This window comes from Sulfuriferula multivorans (assembly GCF_003851125.1).
Classification (GTDB): domain Bacteria; phylum Pseudomonadota; class Gammaproteobacteria; order Burkholderiales; family Sulfuriferulaceae; genus Sulfuriferula; species Sulfuriferula multivorans.
The window spans coordinates 145,691-165,423 of the sequence record NZ_BGOW01000036.1; the positions used below are offsets into that span (position 1 = coordinate 145,691).

The window sequence follows — 19,733 nt, forward strand, 5'->3', positions numbered from 1 at the left end:
CCACGGTTGATCTCGCCAATCAGTTTGGTGGGTTTGGTGTTGGCGGTCGGCATCGTGCTGGCATTGCTCTTTCCGCAACAGCGCCTATCCGAGCAAATTAAAAAGAACCCCAAGGTAGATGAGGTTTCGCTGCAGTACATGCGTCGTTTTCTTGCCACCGAACCGGACAACTACGAACTCAGATTACAGTTGGCGCAGGCCTACGCAAGGATAGGTCAATATGAAAGAGCACTCACCACCTTGCAGCTGCTCTACGCGAACCCACAACCGCATTGGCGCGAAGCGGCTGTATTGGAAAAACTCGACATCCTTTCCAAAATTGCTTTTGCGGCCGCACCCGGCAGTAGAGACCGGGATTACAAATTGGCGCAATTCAGGCAGGCATTACGTGCCAGTGAAATACAGATTTTTAATACCAACGCCCTACGACAACTTGTCCGTACCGCCGAATCCAGCGGAGAAGTACAGCTGGCTGAACGTGTGGCGGCACGACTTGCACTGACCAGCAATAATCTGGCCGATCTTGATGAAGCGGCGCGCCTGGCACTGGCAAATGGCCATTATCTCGCCAGTGCGCAATATACTTGGCGCGCTCGTCAGCTTGTCAGTAGCCCCGAACAGAAAATTGCGTATCTCAAACGCGCCATGGCCACTCTGCAATCAGGCGGTCTGGGGCAGATCGGCCTGGATTGGGTGCAGCGGCTCCCCGCAGCCGAGTGGCAGCGCCCCGATGTTTTATATGGCCTGACTAAACTTGCCCTGGCATCAAACCGTCCGGCGCAGGCTGCAGAGTTTGCTGCCCGACTGGTTGGCATGACCAACCCGCCAACGATGCCTATGCGCTTTGTTCCGGCATATTTCGATCTTGCATACACTGCTTTTTTGGGTAATCGTGATTTGCCGCATGCTTTGAAGCTGGCGCAATTTGCTGTCAGCCAGGCGCCCAATAGTGCGATGTGGCGCGAACGACTGGCGCAGGTTGCCGAATGGTCGAATCAGTCTCAATTGGCTTTGGTGCAATGGCGCTGGCTGGCGCTGCATCGGGGCAATGAATCAGCCTGGCGGTCATGGATGCGCCTGGCTGGAGGTTTGTTTGACTATGCCGCACAATTGACCGGTCTGGAACGTGACTGGGGGCGTCATGGGTATGATGAAAAATATGCACGCAAAATTGTCCAGATTTATGAATATCTGGGCAAACCGGAACAAGCGCTGGCCTGGCTGGACCGCAATGGCGATGAAGTACGCCGTCCTGAACTGTTGTTGCTCTCCGCGGAATTATTAACGCGCATGGGACGCGATGCAGAGGCGATTGCACGTTATCAGCGCTATTTGCGCCACCGTGTCGCCAGTCCTGACCTGGCTGTCACGATTGCCGGGATGCTGCAGCGCGCCGGTCGCTACGATGAGGCATACGATGTGCTTGTCAGCAGCAGCGCTCAGGCAAAACCGGCGGATCAATTGTTCTGGCTAAACCTTGGTGAACTTGCCTGGCGACTCAGGCATGACGACCAGGCTATCGCAGCTTACCGGGTATTAAGTGATATGCCGGATGCCATCCCCTTTTATCAGGAACGTCTATTTCAGGCATTGAAACGCAAGAATCCGCGCTTGGCCGCTGAGACTGCCGAGCAGTACTGGCTAAAAACCGGGCGCCTCAACTTGTTCATGAACGCGATTGATACCTACGCCGAACTGGGAGACTGGCAAGCGGTGCAGCGGCTATACCAGATAACCGAAGCACCGCAGTGGCGTGAATATGACAAGGATTTTAGATTCATCGCCATGCGCGCCGAGATGTACAAACATGCGGGCAATTTTATTGCCGCCGAACGCGATTACCGTTTTCTGATCAAGCGTTATCCCGATAATTCGGGTGTCAAGGAATCCTACCTGTGGTTACTGCTCGATTTGCGTCAATTTGGCCGGCTGGATCATTTCATGCAGCAATGGGCAAAGCTGCTTTCCGGCACCCCTGCTTTATGGGACGTATATGCAGCAGGTTATCTGGCGTTAGGTCGCCCGAATGATTCACTTGCCCTGTATCACCGCATGGCTAAAGCACACGCACAAGATGAATTGTGGTTGCTCAATTATGCGGCGACACTGGAAGCGGCAGGGCAAACCGGCCCGGCTTGGAAAATCCGCCGGACAATCTGGCAACAACACTTGAATAAACAGACCAATCGCGATTGGATGAATACCCGTGCGAATGCCCGTGACATTGAATCATTGCGTTTATTATTGCTCAATGACCCGGCTCATGGTCAAAATGTGCTCTGGAAATTACTGCGTAGTGGTTCACCCGAACTCAAGAAAAATAGCCAGTTTGTAGAGTTGGCCACTGCGTGGCTCAATGATCATGAGCAAAACGATGCCGCCAGAGCCTGGCTGGTGCGGCAATATGCCCGCTGGCTGAATACGCCGTTGGGTGCGCGTATTTCGGATGCGCTGACGCGTCAGGATCCTGAAGCTGCAGCAGAAATTCTAGGCCATGACGGCGTTTTGCTTTACGACAGAATGAATCTTGCGTCGTTGGCAGGACATCAAAATGATGCGGCCGACCTTGCTTTTGCTGCCATGGATCGTTCGCCACTGGATGAATCCCTATATCTGCAAGCCGCCCCGATGTTATTAGCCAATGATCGTACTGCAGGGTTCATGACGAAATACCAAAATCTCGGGGTGTATAACGCAATAAGTAAGGAAATCACGACGACCGGTCATCAAATTGGCGGGTTGAAACTTGATCTCAGCTTGCATCAGGACACACGAAGTGGCGTGGACCCCACTGTGCTAACCCGTGTACCCAATGAGACTGGTGGTGAGGTCGCCGTGCATCAGACTGGTAATGGTTACGTCAATACACTTAAATTGCAATTTAGTCAGGCACTAAATACGCAAGCGGGCATCAGTTTCGAGTATCAACAGCAAATTGGCTCGCGTCTGCAATGGAATGTGCAAGTGGCGCATAATCAAACCGCTCCGGAAAGTGCGGCGATGCGCATTATCGGCAGGCGTGATCAAATTGCGCTGGAGGGTAATTACCGTCTGGATCGCTGGAGCCAATTGAGTGTGAGGGGTGTTGTCAACCAATATCGCAGCATCGATGGCCAAAACCTGGGTAACGGAAATCTGCTTACCACCACATTGAGCCACGAGCTAAGTGGAGCACATCCCGCATTACGTGGGCGCGTGACCGGAACCTGGAGCCAATACCATGCAACCGATACAGAACTGACCGGCCAGACCGCAAGTTTGATACCGGCTGGGCAAACCCATACTGCGGGCTATTTCATGCCGCAAGGCATGCGTGAAATAGCCGCCTACGCGAGCGTCGGCGATGCCATTGATAGCAATTTACCAGCGCGCGATTTCGAATATCTGGGTGAAATCGGCGTGTTCTATAACACAGTCTCCGGCACCGGCTGGCGTGCCAATGTCGGGGTGGCAACACGGGTCATCGGTGCCGATCGATTGCAGGTGTTTACTCGCTATGACCAGGCGCCCAGAGGGCAAGGCAAGGCCAGCCTGGAAGTTGGAATAGGCTATCAGTTACATTATTAATCATCTTGAGAGGAATAGGATGAAACGCTTGATTATTGCCTGCATGGGGTTGCTGGTTTTAGCCGGATGCGCAACGACCGACCATACGCGGGCGCCAGTCCTGGAAAAAAACGTCAAATGGGCGCTACTGCCGATGGAGAATCACACGGAAACGCCACAGGCAGGCTTGCGCATGGAAGCTATTACCGAAACATTATTGCGCGTGCGGGGCGCTACATCCCTGGAGAAGTATCCTTCCACGTTGACCCAGGACAGCTTGTTTGAGCCTGCAGATGCCAAGGCCGTTGAAGCTGCCATCAATTGGGCACAGCAAACAGGGGCGCGCTATGCAGTGACGGGATCGGTTAACGAGTGGCGCTACAAGACCGGAGTAGATGGTGAACCGGCGGTCGGTGTTACGCTTCGGATCATCGATTTGCAAAACCGCCAGGTGATCTGGGACGCCGCCGGAGCACGCACCGGATGGGGGCGTGAGGCCGTCAGTGCGGTTGCCCAGAAACTGCTGGAAAAGCTTACCGGCGACATCAAGTTTAAATGAATCTTTACCAGCATCTCATACCGCACGGCAAAACGGAATATTGGCAATGGGGTGAAACGCTGGGCATCAGCCTGGGCGCATTGCTGTTGTCATATAGCCTGTTGCCCGGCGATCCGCTCAATACGCATGTTTTTCCGTGGATATGGATGGCGCCGGTTCTGATTGCATTACGCTATGGCGTATTCATGGGGGTGGTTTCGGTACTGATCTTTCTGGGCGGATGGCTGGTGTGGGCAACGGACCAGGCAGTAAGTTACGCCGCATTTCCACGCATCACCTTTCTGGGCGGCACCTTGATGGTAATGATAAGCGGTGAATTCAGCGGAGTATGGATCTCGCGCACCCGTCGGATAGAAGAATTGCAGCACTACACTGAACAGCGCCTGGAATTGCTTACCAGACGCCTGTATTTATTAAGTCTTTCCCATGACCGCCTGGAGCAGGATTTGATTGGCCGGCCGTCCAGCCTGCGTGAGGGGTTGAAAGAACTCAACCGCATTCTTCCCGCAGTCAATGGCTTGCCTGGCGCCGATATTTACCTGGCTTTGGTGGTGCGCCAATGTAATCTGAGCGTCGCCGGTTTACATGCCGTTAACGAAGGCCAGATCAGCCCGGAATCGGTAGCAAGCATCGGTGCCTTTACCCCTGTTGACGATCAGGATCCTCTCATCGCGCATTGTATTAAAAGCGGCGAGTTGGTCCACATCAACACAGAAGAAAATCTGACTGAATTGCCTAGCCGCTATCTGGTCGCCGTACCTGCCAAAACCGCCGATGGGCGCCTCATAGCAATCATGGCGGTTGAAAAAATGCCATTTTTTGCCTTGCAAACTGAAAACATGCAAACGCTGTCCGTATTGACCAGTTACTACGCGGACACGATTACCGCCACTGAATTCACCCCCTTTCTTACCGACACGCTCAAAGACTGCCCCATTGATTTCTTCAAGGCGATGCATACCCTCAGACGTTTGCAAAAGGATATGCAGATTAGCAGCATGCTGGTTGGGTTTGCAGCACTCGATACTCGTGAAAGCGCCGAACAATTGAAATCCATCGCCAATGCGGTGCGTGGTCTGGATGAAACCTGGACCCTGGTGCGCGGCGAATGGCGCCTTTGCCTGGTGTTGTTGCCGTTGGCAGGAGCAGGCGCGCTCGGCGGTTACCTGGATAGAATTGAACATATTTTCGTCGAACGTTTCGGCACGCGCCCTGGCCAGATGGGCATCCTTACCCGCTCGGTTACCCTGGAACAGGATCCGATCAGCACAAGACTGGATGACCTTATCGTGGCATTAACTGAACGCGCCCATGATCCTCAGCAATAAACTTATTCTCCTGGGGATCAGCCTGGAAAGCGGTGCATTGGCCGCATTGGCACAGGACGTACCCATCCTGGTGCAATATCTGGGTTTTGTGACCTTGCATGCAGCCGCATCAGTCGTTGTCGCCCAGCTGGTTTTATTGTTTTTACCCAGGCATTATCGCCAGCCTAAACGGGCGGTCCTGGGATTGTTTTTTCTACTGGCATTTTTTGTGCCGTTCCTCACCTTCATTACCATGATCGCTATCGTGGTGACCGCGCGTTTTTTCTCCAAACCCATTATTTATTACCCCTTTGTCAAAGTTGGACTGCCGGAATTTACCCTGGGGAGCGCGGGGATACGTAACTCGCTGGGGGAGGGCGCAATACGCACGCGCTTGAAGACACCCAGTTTGTCCTCCGAAGTGCGTATGAAAGCGCTACTCTCTGCCAATGCCATGTCCGCACGTTACTCAGTGCCTTTGCTCAAGGAATTGCTGGGCGATGAAGCGGATGACTTACGCCTGCTCGCGTATGGCATGCTGGATAACCGGGAGAAAAGCCTGAATGCCCTGATCCATGATTTGTTGAAAAAGCTCGATGCCTGTCGTGAACCCAGTTTATGCCAGCTTTACCAGAAACGATTGGCCGAACTCTATTGGGCATTCGCATATGAGCATTTGGCCGAAGGCGACATGCTTACCTACATGCTGACGCAGGCCGAACACTACACGCGCGCAGCGCTTGAAACCAAGGTTGATGGCGATCTATGGGTGTTGCTTGCGCAGATACTGATTAAGCAGCACAACCCTCAGCAGGCTGAATTCGCTTTTAATCAGGCGATAGCTTTGGGCATGCCGGTATCACGCATCCAGCCTTATCTGGCCGAACTGGCCTATCAACGCCATGATTACCGGGCAGTAAGAGAGCACCTGCAATTGATGCCATTCAATAGTCAAATCCCGCAAATTGCCAATATTCAGCGTTTCTGGTTAGGGACTCATCCGTGAGTTTTCCAACTGCCAAAGATGCTGATATTGCGTTATTGCTGGAAGGCACATTTCCTTATGTGAGCGGCGGTGTTTCCAGCTGGATCAATCAAATGATCCGTGCCTATCCGGAATATCGTTTTGCAGTGGTATTCCTGGGTAGCCGTCCGCAGGATTATGCCGAGGTTAAATATGCACTTCCCGATAACGTCGTCCATGTTGAAACGCACTATTTACATGGGGCTCACAAACCGCCGGTTGTAGAAGCCCAACAGGGTGACCCAGCCATCATCGAACAGGTAGCCAATCTGCATCAGTCCTTTCGACACGGGCATGCGGATACCGTTGGCGCCTTCGCTCAACTTGCCACCCTGTTAAAGCAGGGCGACATCAACGAAGAGTTTTTTTTATATAGCCGGAAAGCCTGGAATTTCATCACCAAGAATTATCAGGAGCACTGCACTGATCCTTCCTTTATTGATTATTTCTGGACAGTGCGGGCCATGCATGAACCCATTTGGGTGATGGCGAAAATAGCTTCAGACCTCATTCCGGTTCGTGCTTTTCATACGATCTCTACTGGTTACGCCGGGCTGCTGGGGAGCCTGCTGAAATTGCATACGGGCAAGCCGCTGATTCTGTCGGAACACGGTATTTATACCAAGGAACGCAAGATCGACTTATATCAAAGCACATGGATCAGTGACAATCGCAATGTTTTCGAAAAAGACCCGACCGAGGTCAGCTATTTCCGCGAATTGTGGATGCGTTTTTATACCTCGCTGGGGCGCGTGTGTTATCACCATGCCGACATTATTACTGCACTGTACGAAGCCAATCGCGAGCGCCAGATTAGCGATGGGGCGCCGGCCGAACGCACGCGCGTGATCCCTAATGGAATTGACTTGGCGCGATTCCAGCCTGTGCGTGCCAGACGCCCGGAAATGCCGCCACCTATCCTGTGTTTGATCGGTCGCGTGGTATCGATCAAGGACGTTAAAACTTTTATTCGCATGATGCGTAGCGTGGTGAATCGCGTTCCGGAGGCTGAAGGCTGGATCGCGGGTCCGGAAGACGAAGATCCCGGTTATGCTGAGGAATGCCATAGCTTGACCGCCAGTCTTGGGCTGACCGAGAAAGTGAAATTCCTTGGATTTCAAAAAGTAGAGGTGGTATTGGAAAAGGTGGGTCTGGTCGTTCTGTCCTCGATTAGCGAAGCCCTGCCTCTGGTCTTGCTGGAAGGCTATGCGGCGGGCGTACCTGCGTTGACCACGGATGTGGGTTCATGCAGGCAGTTGATTTATGGGTTGACGCCTGAAGATCAGGCACTGGGTGCTTCGGGCGCCGTGGTCCGTATTGCCGACCCACAGGCAATGGCAGCCGCAGCGATTGATTTATTACGTCCGGAAAACTGGTTCCCAGCACGCGACGCCGCCATTGCTCGCGTAGAGCGTTACTACACGCAAACCCTGATGTTTGATGAATTCAAGCAGGTTTATCAACAGGCACTCGAGATCAAGTAATGGCTGGCATTGGTTTTGAAATCAAGAAAATTCTGCGTCGCGACAGTTATCTGGCGATGTTCAGCGCCTATGCCTATGCAGGCATAATCGGTTCCGGGCCATGGGTATTATCGATACTCGGTGTACTCATTATCGGCTTGTTCAGTTTGGGCGTGGTTTTGCCCCATGTGCTGATTACCCAATTCCAGGTCACGATCACGCATCTGATCGCGATGAGTCTGATTCTGACCGGTTTTCTTCAGCTCGGTTTTACCCGATATATTGCCGATCGGCTATTTGAGAAAAATACAGACGCAATTCTTCCCAATTTTATTGGCGCCATTTTCATAACGACGCTGATCTCCGGCTTGATCGGTATGGCGTTGGCGCTGTTTGCTTTTCCCGAACAGGACGCTGTCTACCGCCTGCTGTTGATTGCAAATTTTGTGGTGCTATGCAACATCTGGATAGCTACGATCTTTTTGTCCGGCATGAAAAACTACAAAGCCATTCTGGTCCTATATACCATCGGTTATGGTTTTGCTGTCGTCGCAGCCATTTTTTTACGGGGCTTCGGGCTGAATGGTCTGTTGAGCGGTATGTTGTTGGGTCATTTCACACTCATGAGCGGCATGATGCTGCTGATCATCCGCTCCTATCCTTCCAATCATTTTATTGAATTCGACTTTTTACGTAAAAAACGCATGTTCGCATCGTTGATATGGACAGGATTTTTCTTTAATCTCGGCGTATGGATAGATAAATACATATTCTGGTATACCCCATCAACTGGTAAATCTGTCATCGGCGTGTTTAACGCCTCTCTCATCTATGATTTGCCGATTTTCCTGGCCTATTTGTCCATTATTCCGGGCATGGCAGTGTTTCTGGTGCGCATGGAAACTGATTTTGTCGGGTTTTATCAAAAATTCTACGATGCGGTACGCGACGGCGGCACGCTGGATTACATTGAAGAAATGCGCGATGAAATGGTGGAAACCGCACGCCAGGGCATCTTCGAAATTATCAAGATTCAGGCAATGGCGGTGTTGATTGTTTTTGTCGCTGCGCCGGCATTATTGAAGCTTATCGGCATCTCCCAATATTATCTTTCGTTGCTGTATGTGGATGTGGTCGCAGCGGGATTGCAGGTGGTATTCCTGGGTATTATGAATGTGCTTTTTTACCTGGATAAGCGCGTCATAGCCTTGATTCTGACTGCACTGTTTGCCGCCTTGAATCTTGTATTCAGCTTGCTCAGCATCCAGCTTGGCGCAAACTGGTATGGCTATGGTTTTGCAGTGTCGTTACTCATCACCGTTGTTGTGGGCTTATATTGGCTGGATCGAAAGTTGGCGATTCTGGAATACGAAACATTCATGCTGCAGAAATAGTCATTCCGTAATGTTGCTGCATTCACGGTAGCGGCGTCTACACTACAAAAACAGCAAGTATGAATAAATATACGTTTCTGCCGTTTCTGCTGGTCTGCCGGTACCCTGACAATCACGTCTTGTAATTGTAAAGATCGGCAATATCTGATTTTGTGAGCCGTACTTGACCTGGAGCCGAACATGACTGAACTGACCGCGCAGCAAACCGCACAACTTGATCAAGTATTGACAGATCGTTACCAAAGCCTGAGGAACGAGGTGCAGGAGGAGATGGAACGCACCGGCAATATCCAGTACGTGGAGTTGATGGGACGTGATCCCGGCGATATCGGAGATGAATCAGTGGCGGACGCAGTGGCTGATCTCAACCTGGAGATCGTGGATCGGCAAGTCAAGGAAATGCGTGACATCGAGTCGGCCAGGCGGCGTATCAAGGCAGGCAGCTATGGCATCTGCATGGACTGCGGCGCGGACATTGGTTTCGATCGCCTGATGGCCTATCCCACTGCCAAGCGCTGCCTTGCCTGCCAACAACAGCATGATCGTGTCTACGCGGCGGAGGCCCATCCCAGCCTGTGATCTCCTGAATAGGCACGATCATGCCCATTCACAACGCCGATATTGCGGCGATCTTCGAAGAGATCGCCGATCTGCTCGAAATCGAGGGCGCCAACCCGTTCCGTATCCGCGCTTACCGCAATGCGGCGCGGGTGGTGGGCGAATACGGTCGCGAGTTGGGGGCGCTGCTGGGCCAGGGTGCCGATCTGCCCAAGCTGCCCGGCATCGGCGCGGATCTGTCGGGCAAGATCCGAGAGATCGTTACCACCGGCCATTGTGCGTTGCTCGAGCGCCTGCGCGGAGAGGTACCCGCCAGCGTGACCGAATTGCTCAAGATTCCCGGGCTCGGCCCCAAAAAAGTCAGCGCACTGTATCACGATCTGGCGGTTGAAACACCGGAACAGCTGCTGCGCATGGCGCGCGAAGGGCGCATCCGCCAGCTGCATGGTTTCGGTGAAAAAACCGAAGCCAGCATCCTGCAAGCCATCGAAGCCCACGGCAACAAGGCGCGCCGTTATCCACTGGCAGCAGCGACGCAGTACGCTACGGCGCTGCTTGCCTACCTGCAGCATGTGCCAGGCGTGCATCAGGTCACGCTGGCAGGCAGCTACCGGCGCCGCAGGGAAACCGTGGGCGACCTGGACATCCTGGTCAGCGCCGTCTCCTCCAGCCCGGTGATGCAGCGTTTCCTCGGCTACGACGAAGTGGCCGAAATATTGTCGGGCGGTACCACCCGCGCCAGCGTGATTCTGAAAAGCGGCCTGCAGGTAGACCTGCGGCTGGTTGAGGATGTTAGCTACGGCGCCGCATTGCAATATTTCACTGGCAGCAAGCAACATAGTATTGCGATCCGCACCCTGGCCCAGGAACGCGGCCTGAAGATCAACGAATACGGCGTGTTTCAGGGCAAGACGCGCATCGCGGGCGAAACCGAGGAATCGGTGTATGCCGCAATAGGGCTGCCCTGGATCGCGCCGGAATTGCGCGAAGACCGCGGCGAGATCGAGGCGGCGCGCGCCGGCCGGCTGCCGCACCTGATCGAGCTGGCCGACCTCAGGGGAGACCTGCATGCGCATACCCTGGCCAGCGACGGTCACGACAGCTTGCGTGATATGGCGCTGGCGGCGCAGGCGCGCGGCCTCACTTACCTGGCTATCACCGACCACTCCAGCCGTCTGAAAGTCGCCCACGGCCTCGATCCGCTGCGTTTTCGTCGGCAGCTGGACGAAATCGACCGGCTCAATGCCGAGCTCGCCGGCATTACCCTGCTCAAGGGCAGCGAGGTGGAAATCCTCGAAGACGGCAGCCTGGATTTGCCGGAAGGTCTGACCGACCGGCTCGACATCGTGATCGGCGCGGTGCACAGCCACTTCGGTCTGCCGCGCGCAAAACAGACCGAGCGCATTCTGCGCGCCATGGATCATCAACGTTTCACCCTGCTGGCCCATCCCTTCGGCCGCCTCATCAATGAGCGCGAGCCGATCGAGGTGGACATGCAGCGTATTATCCGCGCCGCTCGTACGCGCGGCTGCTGGCTGGAGCTCAACGCACAGCCGCAGCGGCTTGACTTGCCGGATACCTGGTGCCAGATGGCCAAGGCCGAAGGCACGCTGGTGGCGGTCAATTCCGATGCACACGGCACCGCGGGATTCGACGATCTGCTGTTCGGAATCGGCCAGGCCAGGCGCGGCTGGCTGGCAGCGGACGACGTGGTGAACACACGCAGTCTTGCCGACTTGAAGTTGCTAATCTCCGCCACCATGTAGAATGCCCGGTTTTCCCACTGTATTGTTTCCCGCCCCATGCCTCTGCTCACATTAGAAAATGCCTCCCTCGCCTTCGGCCACGTGCCGTTGCTCGACCATGCCGACTGGGTGATCGAACCCGGTGCCCACATTGGCCTGATCGGCCGCAACGGCGCGGGTAAATCCAGCCTGCTCAAGGTGCTGGCCGGAGAGATCAAACACGACGACGGTAATGTGTGGCGTCAGCCCGGCATGAAGCTGGCCTACGTGCCACAAGAACCCGTGCTCGATCCGGCGCACACGGTGTACGAGGCGGTCGCAGAGGGGCTGGGCGAAGTCAGCCAGCTGCTGCTTGATTACCATGAAGTCACGCATAAGATGGGCGAGCCGGATGCCGATTTCGATGCGCTGATGGCGCGCATGCAGACCCTGCAAACGGCGCTCGAAGCGCGCGACGGCTGGAGTTTGCAGGCCCGAGTGGAAACTGCGTTGACCAAGCTCAGTCTGCCCGAGGATGTCCTGGTCGGCACGCTGTCTGGCGGTCTCAAAAAGCGCGTGGCGCTGGCGCGTGCGCTGGTCACCGAGCCGGATTTGCTGCTGTTGGACGAACCCACCAACCACCTCGATCTGGCTTCCATCGAATGGCTGGAAGAGCTGATACGCGGCTACGCCGGCGGGGTGATCGTGATTACCCATGACCGGCGCTTTCTGGACAATGTGTCGCGCCAGATTGTCGAGCTGGATCGCGGCGTGTTGCGCACCTACGAGGGTAATTTCACTGAATATCAGCGTCTCAAGGCCGAGCAGCTGGCGATCGAGTCGGTCGAGCAGGCCAAATTCGACAAGGTGCTGGCGCAGGAAGAGGTATGGCTGCGCCAGGGCATCAAGGCGCGGCGTACCCGCAACGAAGGGCGAGTACGCCGTCTGGAACAGCTGCGCCGCGAGCGCAGCGAACGCCGCAATCATCTGGGCCAGGTCAACCTCAACGTGGACAGCGGCGAAAAATCCGGCAAGCGCGTGGCGGAGCTTGAGCACGTGACCAAAGCCTATGGCGGGCGCACGCTGATCCGCGATTTCTCCGGCGTGATCCAGCGTGGCGACAAGGTCGGCCTGATCGGGCCCAACGGTATCGGCAAGACCACACTGATCAAACTCATCCTCGGCGAAATCGAGCCGGATTCCGGCACCGTCAAACTCGGCACCAAGCTCTCGGTTGCCTACTTCGACCAGTTCCGCACCCAGCTCGATGAGGAAATGACCGTCGCCGACACCATCAGCCAGGGCGGCGATTTCGTCGAAATCGGCGGCGAGCGCAAGCACGTCATCAGTTATCTGGAAGACTTTCTGTTTGCCCCGGCGCGTTCGCGCTCACCGGTGAAATCGCTGTCCGGGGGCGAGCGCAACCGGCTGCTGCTGGCGCGCCTGTTTACCCGTCCGGCCAACGTGCTGGTGCTAGACGAGCCCACCAACGATCTCGACATCGACACCCTGGAACTGCTCGAAGAATTGCTGCAGGACTACCCCGGCACGGTGTTGCTGGTGTCACACGACCGTACCTTCCTCGACAACGTGGTGACCCAGGTGATCGCCTTCGAAGGCGATGGCGTGTTGCGCGAATACGCGGGTGGCTACGACGACTGGCTGGCGCAGCGCCCCAAGCCCGGCTCGGACAAGGCAGCCATCAAAGCCGCGACGTTGAGCAAGCCGGAACCTGCCAAGCCAGCTGCTGCCAAGTCAAAACTGAGCTGGAAAGAAGCGCAGGAACTGACGGCTTTGCCCGAGCAGATTCGTGCGCTGGAAGAGGAGCAAACCGGCATCACTGCGCGCCTGTCCGACGGCACGCTATACAGCAATCAGCCCAGTGAAGCCAAACGGCTGCAAGCGCGTTTTACCGATATAGATGCGGAACTGGAAACGGCGCTGGCGCGTTGGGAGGAGCTGGAAACAAAGCGGGCTGGGTAACGCAGGCATGATAGCTACAAATTAATGCCGGGTGCGCGGGAGTTGGCGCATCATGTGTCCTATTTCCAGGAAGCTTGCGTGAAACAGGCCGCATGAAAACTTCAAACTTCAACGGGCCGGATCACTAATCATTGGCGAAACCCGGGTTTAAATCCACGCCAATCAGACGCGGTACGTTGGGTGTGTGGTTTTTAACAACCTGGTCACTTTTTAGATACTGCTCGACCACGTCCCACACCGGCTCACCCGCCGACTGCGCACTGCCGACACCCCATCTGGCTACTTTGTAAGTCGCACCGGCTTGTACCGCCTGTCCATTCAAACTCATGTCGCTGATGCGCGAATTGATTTTGGCTGCCGGTTCACATGCATAAACAAGTCCGCCGGTACGCACCATGTCGCCCCCCTGATGCTGATAGGGATCATCATTAAAAATTTTGTCGCAGAGTTTTTCCAGGTGCTGCTTGATTTCTGAGCCGGTCATTTCCACCAATGAGGTATCGGGATAAGTGATTGCCGTCTGCTCCATCAAATTTTCGCGGGTGATCATTTGTCCGGGCAACAGGGTGGTTCCCCAACGGAACCCGGGCGAGAAGGCAATCTCTGCACCCTTGACTTGCATCAGTGCTTCGACGATCAGCTGGTCCCAGGTGCCGTTGAAATTGCCTCGTCGATAAAGCAGCTGCTGGCTTTCGGCAATCGGTTCCTGAAGAAGGCTTTGGTAAGGCGCACGCACCCGATCTATGCATGCCTGCATGGCGGGATCGGCGGGCAACAGTTCCGAAAAGACCGGCAACAAATGATATCGATAGTCGGCAACACGACCATGTTTTACGTCAAAATCGATGACGGCCAGAAATTTGCCGTGCGAACCGGCATTGGTGACGATGGTTTTTCCACCCGGGTTTTGAACCACACTGGGCACCGGTACACCGTCGTGGGTGTGTCCACCCAGTATCATGTCGATCCCGGAAATGCGCGCAGCCAATTTAAGGTCGATGTCCATGCCATTGTGCGAAAGCAGCAGGACAACTTGGGCACCTTTTTTTCGTACTTCGTCGACCACAGCCTGCAGGTGCGCTTCATCGATGCCGAAATCCCAGCCGGGTGTAAATTGCTCGCCATTTGCCAAGGGCGTGTGGGGAAATGCCTGGCCGATAATGGCAACCGGGATACCGTTCTGCTCGCGAATGACATACGCATCGAACACCGGGTCTGCGTTGTCCTTGCGCACGATGTTCTGGGCAATGAAGGCGATCTTGTCCTTGAAATCATTACGCACCACATGCAGGACGCGCTCGGCACCGTGGGTAAATTCCCAATGTCCCGTCATGACGTCGACGCCCAACTCAAGCGCAGCCTCCACCATGTCTTGCCCGGCAGTCCACAGTGCCGTGGCCGAGCCTTGCCAGCTATCTCCACCGTCCAGCAGTAAGGCGCCGGGACGGCCTGCTTTTAATCGTTTGACCAGACTGGCGAGATGCGCAAAACCGCCTACTTTCCCGTAGGCCAGAGCGGCCGCATAAAAATCGAGATGAGAAAATGCGTAAGCCTGACGACTCCCCGGCACGATACCAAATCGTTGCAAAAGGGATGCGCCGACCAGATGGGGCACTTTGCCTTCACTGTTACCTACGCCAAGGTTGATGCTGGGTTCGCGATAATAAATAGGCAGCAGCTGGGCGTGGCAATCCGTGAAATGCAAAAAGCTGACGTTGCCAAATGCGGGGATGTCGTAGAGCTGGTCTGCGCTATTGGGCAAATTTAAATCTGTGGGCACATGAATTTCCAATGGAATTCCTTTTTAGAACTGGCTCAAATGATGGCGCGTTTGACAGATGTATATGGGAGCAACAAAAATAATGTACGTTCCCTTTAATCACATCAGAGCGTGGTGTTTCGTTTGGATTGTGTCGGTGCGCTGTCTAACACAATCAAGAAAAAGCGTGAAAAATGGGCGTGTTTCTGTTCCGGGGAGGGTGCAGCAGATAGTCAGATCAGGACGTGCATCACTTAATTCGCTCCGAGCCAGATCAGGCGGGCAACCGCGCCACTCATGATGGTCAGATGTATCCATGACCACAGCCGATAGCGGGTGGCGAGCTTGTCGGGCGGTTCGTTGGCGACCAGGTATAGTCGTCCATCACCGGGCTTGCGCAGCATATGCACGCCGTCTTTCATGCGGATTTCTTGATGTTCGGCAGCGATGTGTTGTTTTGCCAGCAGTACAGCGGCTTCCCATTCGTGTGCGTCCAGATCGCCATCCTTGTTCAAGTCAAAGCGCGACATCAGCGTGGCTTTATCCTGTTTCCACTGCGCCAGCAGGTCTGACACATCCTGTTTCGCATCCAGTACGGCATTGGCGCCCCCCAGTGTGACGTGTCCACCAATGCCATAGAGTGGTTCGTCGGCCAATAGCATCCATTCCGTCTTGCGGTAACCTTGTTCGACCCATTCGCGTTTATGGTTGGTACGGATTTCAGCGCCGTCGGGATCGATTAATATCTGGCCGCTGCCATCATCCAGGGCGAAGGTGTCATGGCTGGCGCCGGAATCGATAAATTCCCAGTTATCTTCGTTGCTCCGACGTTCGACGCGATAGCGATACCACAGGCAGGGCAGATTACTGAGATGACTGACTAATTGTGCTCCATGAAGATACCTGCCGCGTCCCGCGAATTCAGTGTAACCCTGAGGTGCGGAGATGATTCTGGAGGTGGGTGTATCAGCTACCAGACGGTAGCGCCGGTGGTTGGCGAGCCAGGCGATAAAGCTGGTGACACCCACTAGCGATAGCGCAACAAGCCAGCCAGCGTGATTGCCGATCTCCAAACCCAGGATCAGAAACAGCAGGTTGAATCCGGTAGTGAGACCATTGGCGAAGGTGTGGCGAGCTTCTGCGATGGTCTCTGCAATCCAGCCCATATTCAGCCAAACAAGGTTTTAACGTTCACATCGGTTATTTCGTCTGCCTTGAATCTGAGCAGTTCAAAGGCCTTGAAGCCGAATTTTTTAGCGATGATCACGTCAGGGAACTGTTCAATGCGCACGTTGTTGATGTTAACGCTGTCATTGTAGAATTCGCGACGGTCGGCAATCGCATTTTCAAGTCCGATAATGCGTGCCTGAAGGGTTTTGAAGCTCGCGTCGGCTTTCAGTTCGGGATAGGCTTCCACCACGGCAAACAGCCCGCCCAGACTGGTACGCAATGAACCTTCCGCGCTGGATAAGGCGGGCACATTGTGCGCCTCGCGTGCCGTAGACACCGCGGCGCGCGCCTGCATCACTTTTTCCAGGGTTTGTTGCTCGAACTGCATGTACTGCTTGCAGGTTTCCACCAGCTTGGGCAATTCGTCGTGACGTTGCTTGAGCAGTACATCGATGTTCGACCAGGCGCGCCCGACGTTATGCTTGAGTGTGACCAGCCCGTTATAGAGCAATATCGTGTAAAGCGCGACAATGACCAGAATGATCAGTGTGACAATCTGAGCGGTGCCCATGTTTTCTCCCCTTGTTTATCTGAAGTGTAACGGATAAGCAGCAAAAAAATTAAGGGTAAAGCAGTATGGTTCAGCTCAGACAGGGCGCTTGCCGGTGTTCGGCTTTGCCAGGCGAGCAACACACCTTCCGTACGCGGATGTGTTATGTTTGTTCCTGGTCTTGATGGAATTTGTCACGGCTTTGTCGCAATGCCGCAATGCGGCTTCAGTAAATTAACTATTTTGTCTGTCGGAGTTCACATGCTTTATCCGGAAGTATTTGGCACATTGGAAAAACTACGCTGGAACATGGCCAAAGACGTGCCCTGGGATAGCTTTGATCCGACGCTGCTGACCGATGAGCAGGCCGCCACCATCAAGATGAACGCGATTACCGAATGGTCGGCGCTGCCTGCTACGGAAATGTTTTTGCGCGATAACCGCCATGACAGCGATTTTTCGGCGTTTATGTCGGTGTGGTTTTACGAAGAACAAAAGCATGCGCTGGTGTTAATGGAATATCTGCGCCGCTTTCGTCCGGACATGGCGCCTACTGAGGAAGAATTGCATCAGGTGCGTTTTGAATTTGATCCAGCGCCGCCGCTGGACACCCTCATGCTGCATTTCTGTGGCGAAATGCGACTGACGCAGTGGTACCGCCGCGCCGCGCAGTGGCACACCGAGCCTGTCATCAAGCATATTTATGGGCTGCTCTCCGGCGATGAGGCGCGTCATGGCGGGGTGTATTTTCGTTACATGCAGCAGGCGATCGAACGTCAGGGAGATGAGGCGCGGGCCGCTTTCGCCAAGGTTGGAGTGTTGATGACCAGCTCCGGGCGCAGCTCCAAGCCTTTGCATCCGACGAATTTGCATGTCAGCGCCGCATTTTTCCCCAATGACACGGTACAAAGCCGCATGCCCGATCCGGACTGGCTCGAACACTGGCTGGATAATCAGATCCAGTTTGATCCAAGCTGGGAAGCCAAAGTGGTCAACACCATCCTGATCAAGTTGTCCAATCTGTTCGGCCAGTCCTTTGAGAGTATCAAGGATCTGAACCGTTACCGTAAACAAGTTGCTTCGGCGGTGCCTACAGCCGCATTCTAAGCACGGTTTCAATCTCGTCATCGGTCAGCAGTATAGGGTTGGTTCTCATACTGCTGCCGCGACTGCTGGTTACGATGCGAGATAGGTCATCCACACAGACGCCATAATGATTGAGACGCGGCAGATCCATTTCCCTGGTCCACTTATCCAGTATTTCAATCAAGGTATCGTGTGCGGCCAAGTCGTCCAGCGTTTCATCATTGCCCAGTAACCGACCCAGCTGCGCGTATTTTCGTAAGGCGATACCGGCGGGTGTGCGTTGCTTTAATGCCTGTATATTGATTTGCGTCGCCGCTGCGACCAGGGTGCCGCAAGCCACACCGTGCGGGATCGGGAAAAAAGCCCCCAGCGGCGCAGCCAGTCCATGTACTGAACCCAGCCCAACTTGCGCCAGAGTGATACCCGACAGGAGTGCGGCATAGGCCATACCTGAGCGCGCATCCGCAGCGGCCGCGCCCTGTTGATACCAAACCAAAAGACTGTCACGCGTTATGCGCAGGCCATCCAGCGCAAGTGCATCGGTAAATGGATTGGCTTTGGTGGAAACAAATGACTCTAATAACTGAGTGAGCGCATCCATGCCATTTGCGGCGATAACCGGAGCCGGACAGGAGGCAAGCAGATCCGGATCAACCACGGCATATTCCGCTATCAGGCTTTCATCGCGGAAGGACTTTTTAAAGCCGTGCTCACCATGCAGGCTTAATACGGCATTTTTGGTGGCCTCCGAGCCTGTGCCCGCGGTAGTCGGCACCGCAATAAAAGGGGTGGCAGGGCCCGAATAAGGCCGCTCTGGCCCAACGCCTTCGAGGTGATCCATGACGGAGTTGCCAGGGCGCAGCAAACCTGCAATCGCTTTCGCGGCATCCAGGGCACTGCCGCCGCCAATGCCAACCACAACGTCGATTGCACAATCCTGTAAACGCGCTACTTCCTTATCTACCAGATATGGCGAAGGCTCGGTTTCCACCTTTACGTCCAGCCATGTTATCCCGTGCGCCTCCAGGCCGCACAATAATTCTGTCCAGATGCGTGAATCACGAATAGCGGAGCGCCCGGTGACCAGCAGTACATGTTTGCCATAACGAGCAGCCAACTCAGGAAGCTGCTGCACAGTGCCTGGCCCGAATAAAACGCGTGGCAAACGTGAAATATTGAACGCATTCATCATAAAATTTGATTGCAGGTGTAGTTGTAATGAAGAGGTGTTCGAATTTTTTTGATTATTCGAGGGTGTTTTTTATTACAGTAAAAATGAAATCTGTTCAGGTATTTAGGTTCATTTTGCCCGCAAAATGTATCCCCGGCAAAGGGGGTGGACGCGAATAAATGTTGACGCCAAACGCCGTGCTTTGCTATAGTCTCACTTCTCGACGAGGCACAAACAACGCAGCGATGAGAAGTAGTAAATCGGACGCGGGGTGGAGCAGTCTGGCAGCTCGTCGGGCTCATAACCCGAAGGTCGTAGGTTCAAATCCTGCCCCCGCAACCAAGCAACACCGCTCTTTAACAACAAGACAACCGATAAGTGTGGGTATTTGCGATGGGTACCTGATTTTGGGAGCCGGGTAACTGGTAACTGGAAGAGG

Annotated in this window: 14 protein-coding genes and 1 tRNA gene; 11 read left to right on the forward strand and 4 right to left on the reverse strand. The window is 54.5% G+C overall.

Annotated features, from left to right (window positions below):
• The first annotated feature begins 27 nt into the window (after window positions 1–27).
• The 9 genes from EI185_RS15275 to EI185_RS15315 all read left to right on the forward strand — a co-directional run bounded on the left by EI185_RS15275 (window position 28) and on the right by EI185_RS15315 (window position 13,558).
• Complete coding sequence (locus EI185_RS15275) at window positions 28–3,567, forward strand: tetratricopeptide repeat protein (RefSeq protein WP_223247882.1); 3,540 nt, start codon at window positions 28–30, stop codon at window positions 3,565–3,567.
• Between the two features lie 19 nt (window positions 3,568–3,586).
• Window positions 3,587–4,105 (forward strand): penicillin-binding protein activator LpoB, encoded by a 519-nt coding sequence (locus EI185_RS15280; RefSeq protein ID WP_124706006.1) that lies wholly within the window; start codon window positions 3,587–3,589, stop codon window positions 4,103–4,105.
• Window positions 4,102–5,433, forward strand: coding sequence for a PelD GGDEF domain-containing protein (locus EI185_RS15285; RefSeq protein ID WP_124706007.1), 1,332 nt, complete (start codon window positions 4,102–4,104; stop codon window positions 5,431–5,433). The genes EI185_RS15280 and EI185_RS15285 overlap by 4 nt, the downstream gene beginning before the upstream one ends.
• Window positions 5,417–6,418 carry a hypothetical protein gene (locus EI185_RS15290; protein ID WP_124706008.1) on the forward strand — a complete coding sequence of 334 codons (1,002 nt, stop codon included), beginning with the start codon at window positions 5,417–5,419 and terminating at the stop codon, window positions 6,416–6,418. The genes EI185_RS15285 and EI185_RS15290 overlap by 17 nt, the downstream gene beginning before the upstream one ends.
• Window positions 6,415–7,920 (forward strand): GT4 family glycosyltransferase PelF, encoded by a 1,506-nt coding sequence (gene pelF / locus EI185_RS15295; RefSeq protein ID WP_189836429.1) that lies wholly within the window; start codon window positions 6,415–6,417, stop codon window positions 7,918–7,920. The genes EI185_RS15290 and pelF overlap by 4 nt, the downstream gene beginning before the upstream one ends.
• Complete coding sequence (gene pelG / locus EI185_RS15300; RefSeq protein WP_124706009.1) at window positions 7,920–9,293, forward strand: exopolysaccharide Pel transporter PelG; 1,374 nt, start codon at window positions 7,920–7,922, stop codon at window positions 9,291–9,293. The genes pelF and pelG overlap by 1 nt, the downstream gene beginning before the upstream one ends.
• Before the next feature lie 180 nt (window positions 9,294–9,473).
• Window positions 9,474–9,872 (forward strand): TraR/DksA family transcriptional regulator, encoded by a 399-nt coding sequence (locus tag EI185_RS15305; RefSeq protein ID WP_124706010.1) that lies wholly within the window; start codon window positions 9,474–9,476, stop codon window positions 9,870–9,872.
• A 20-nt stretch (window positions 9,873–9,892) separates the two neighbouring features.
• Complete coding sequence (polX, locus tag EI185_RS15310; RefSeq protein ID WP_124706011.1) at window positions 9,893–11,617, forward strand: DNA polymerase/3'-5' exonuclease PolX; 1,725 nt, start codon at window positions 9,893–9,895, stop codon at window positions 11,615–11,617.
• Between the two features lie 36 nt (window positions 11,618–11,653).
• Complete coding sequence (locus EI185_RS15315; RefSeq protein ID WP_124706012.1) at window positions 11,654–13,558, forward strand: ATP-binding cassette domain-containing protein; 1,905 nt, start codon at window positions 11,654–11,656, stop codon at window positions 13,556–13,558.
• A gap of 124 nt (window positions 13,559–13,682) precedes the next feature.
• Here EI185_RS15315 and soxB read toward each other — a convergent pair whose 3' ends face one another.
• From soxB to EI185_RS15330, 3 genes are all read right to left on the reverse strand, one after another.
• Window positions 13,683–15,338, reverse strand: a complete 1,656-nt coding sequence (soxB, locus tag EI185_RS15320; RefSeq protein WP_223247883.1) for a thiosulfohydrolase SoxB — start codon at window positions 15,336–15,338, stop codon at window positions 13,683–13,685.
• A gap of 233 nt (window positions 15,339–15,571) precedes the next feature.
• Complete coding sequence (locus EI185_RS15325; protein ID WP_223247884.1) at window positions 15,572–16,483, reverse strand: E3 ubiquitin ligase family protein; 912 nt, start codon at window positions 16,481–16,483, stop codon at window positions 15,572–15,574.
• A gap of 2 nt (window positions 16,484–16,485) precedes the next feature.
• On the reverse strand, window positions 16,486–17,058 hold the full coding sequence (locus EI185_RS15330) for a LemA family protein (protein WP_124706014.1): 573 nt from the start codon (window positions 17,056–17,058) through the stop codon (window positions 16,486–16,488).
• A gap of 240 nt (window positions 17,059–17,298) precedes the next feature.
• Between EI185_RS15330 and EI185_RS15335 the strand changes: the two genes are divergently transcribed.
• Window positions 17,299–18,144 carry an acyl-ACP desaturase gene (locus EI185_RS15335; RefSeq protein ID WP_124706015.1) on the forward strand — a complete coding sequence of 282 codons (846 nt, stop codon included), beginning with the start codon at window positions 17,299–17,301 and terminating at the stop codon, window positions 18,142–18,144.
• Here the strand turns inward: EI185_RS15335 and EI185_RS15340 are convergent.
• A complete protein-coding gene (locus EI185_RS15340; protein ID WP_124706016.1) occupies window positions 18,128–19,315 on the reverse strand; it encodes an iron-containing alcohol dehydrogenase in 1,188 nt (395 codons plus the stop codon). The genes EI185_RS15335 and EI185_RS15340 overlap by 17 nt on opposite strands.
• 244 nt (window positions 19,316–19,559) lie before the next feature.
• On the opposite strand from EI185_RS15340, the gene EI185_RS15345 reads away from it, so the two are divergent.
• Window positions 19,560–19,636: transfer RNA gene (locus EI185_RS15345), tRNA-Met, on the forward strand.
• Window positions 19,637–19,733 lie beyond the last annotated feature (97 nt).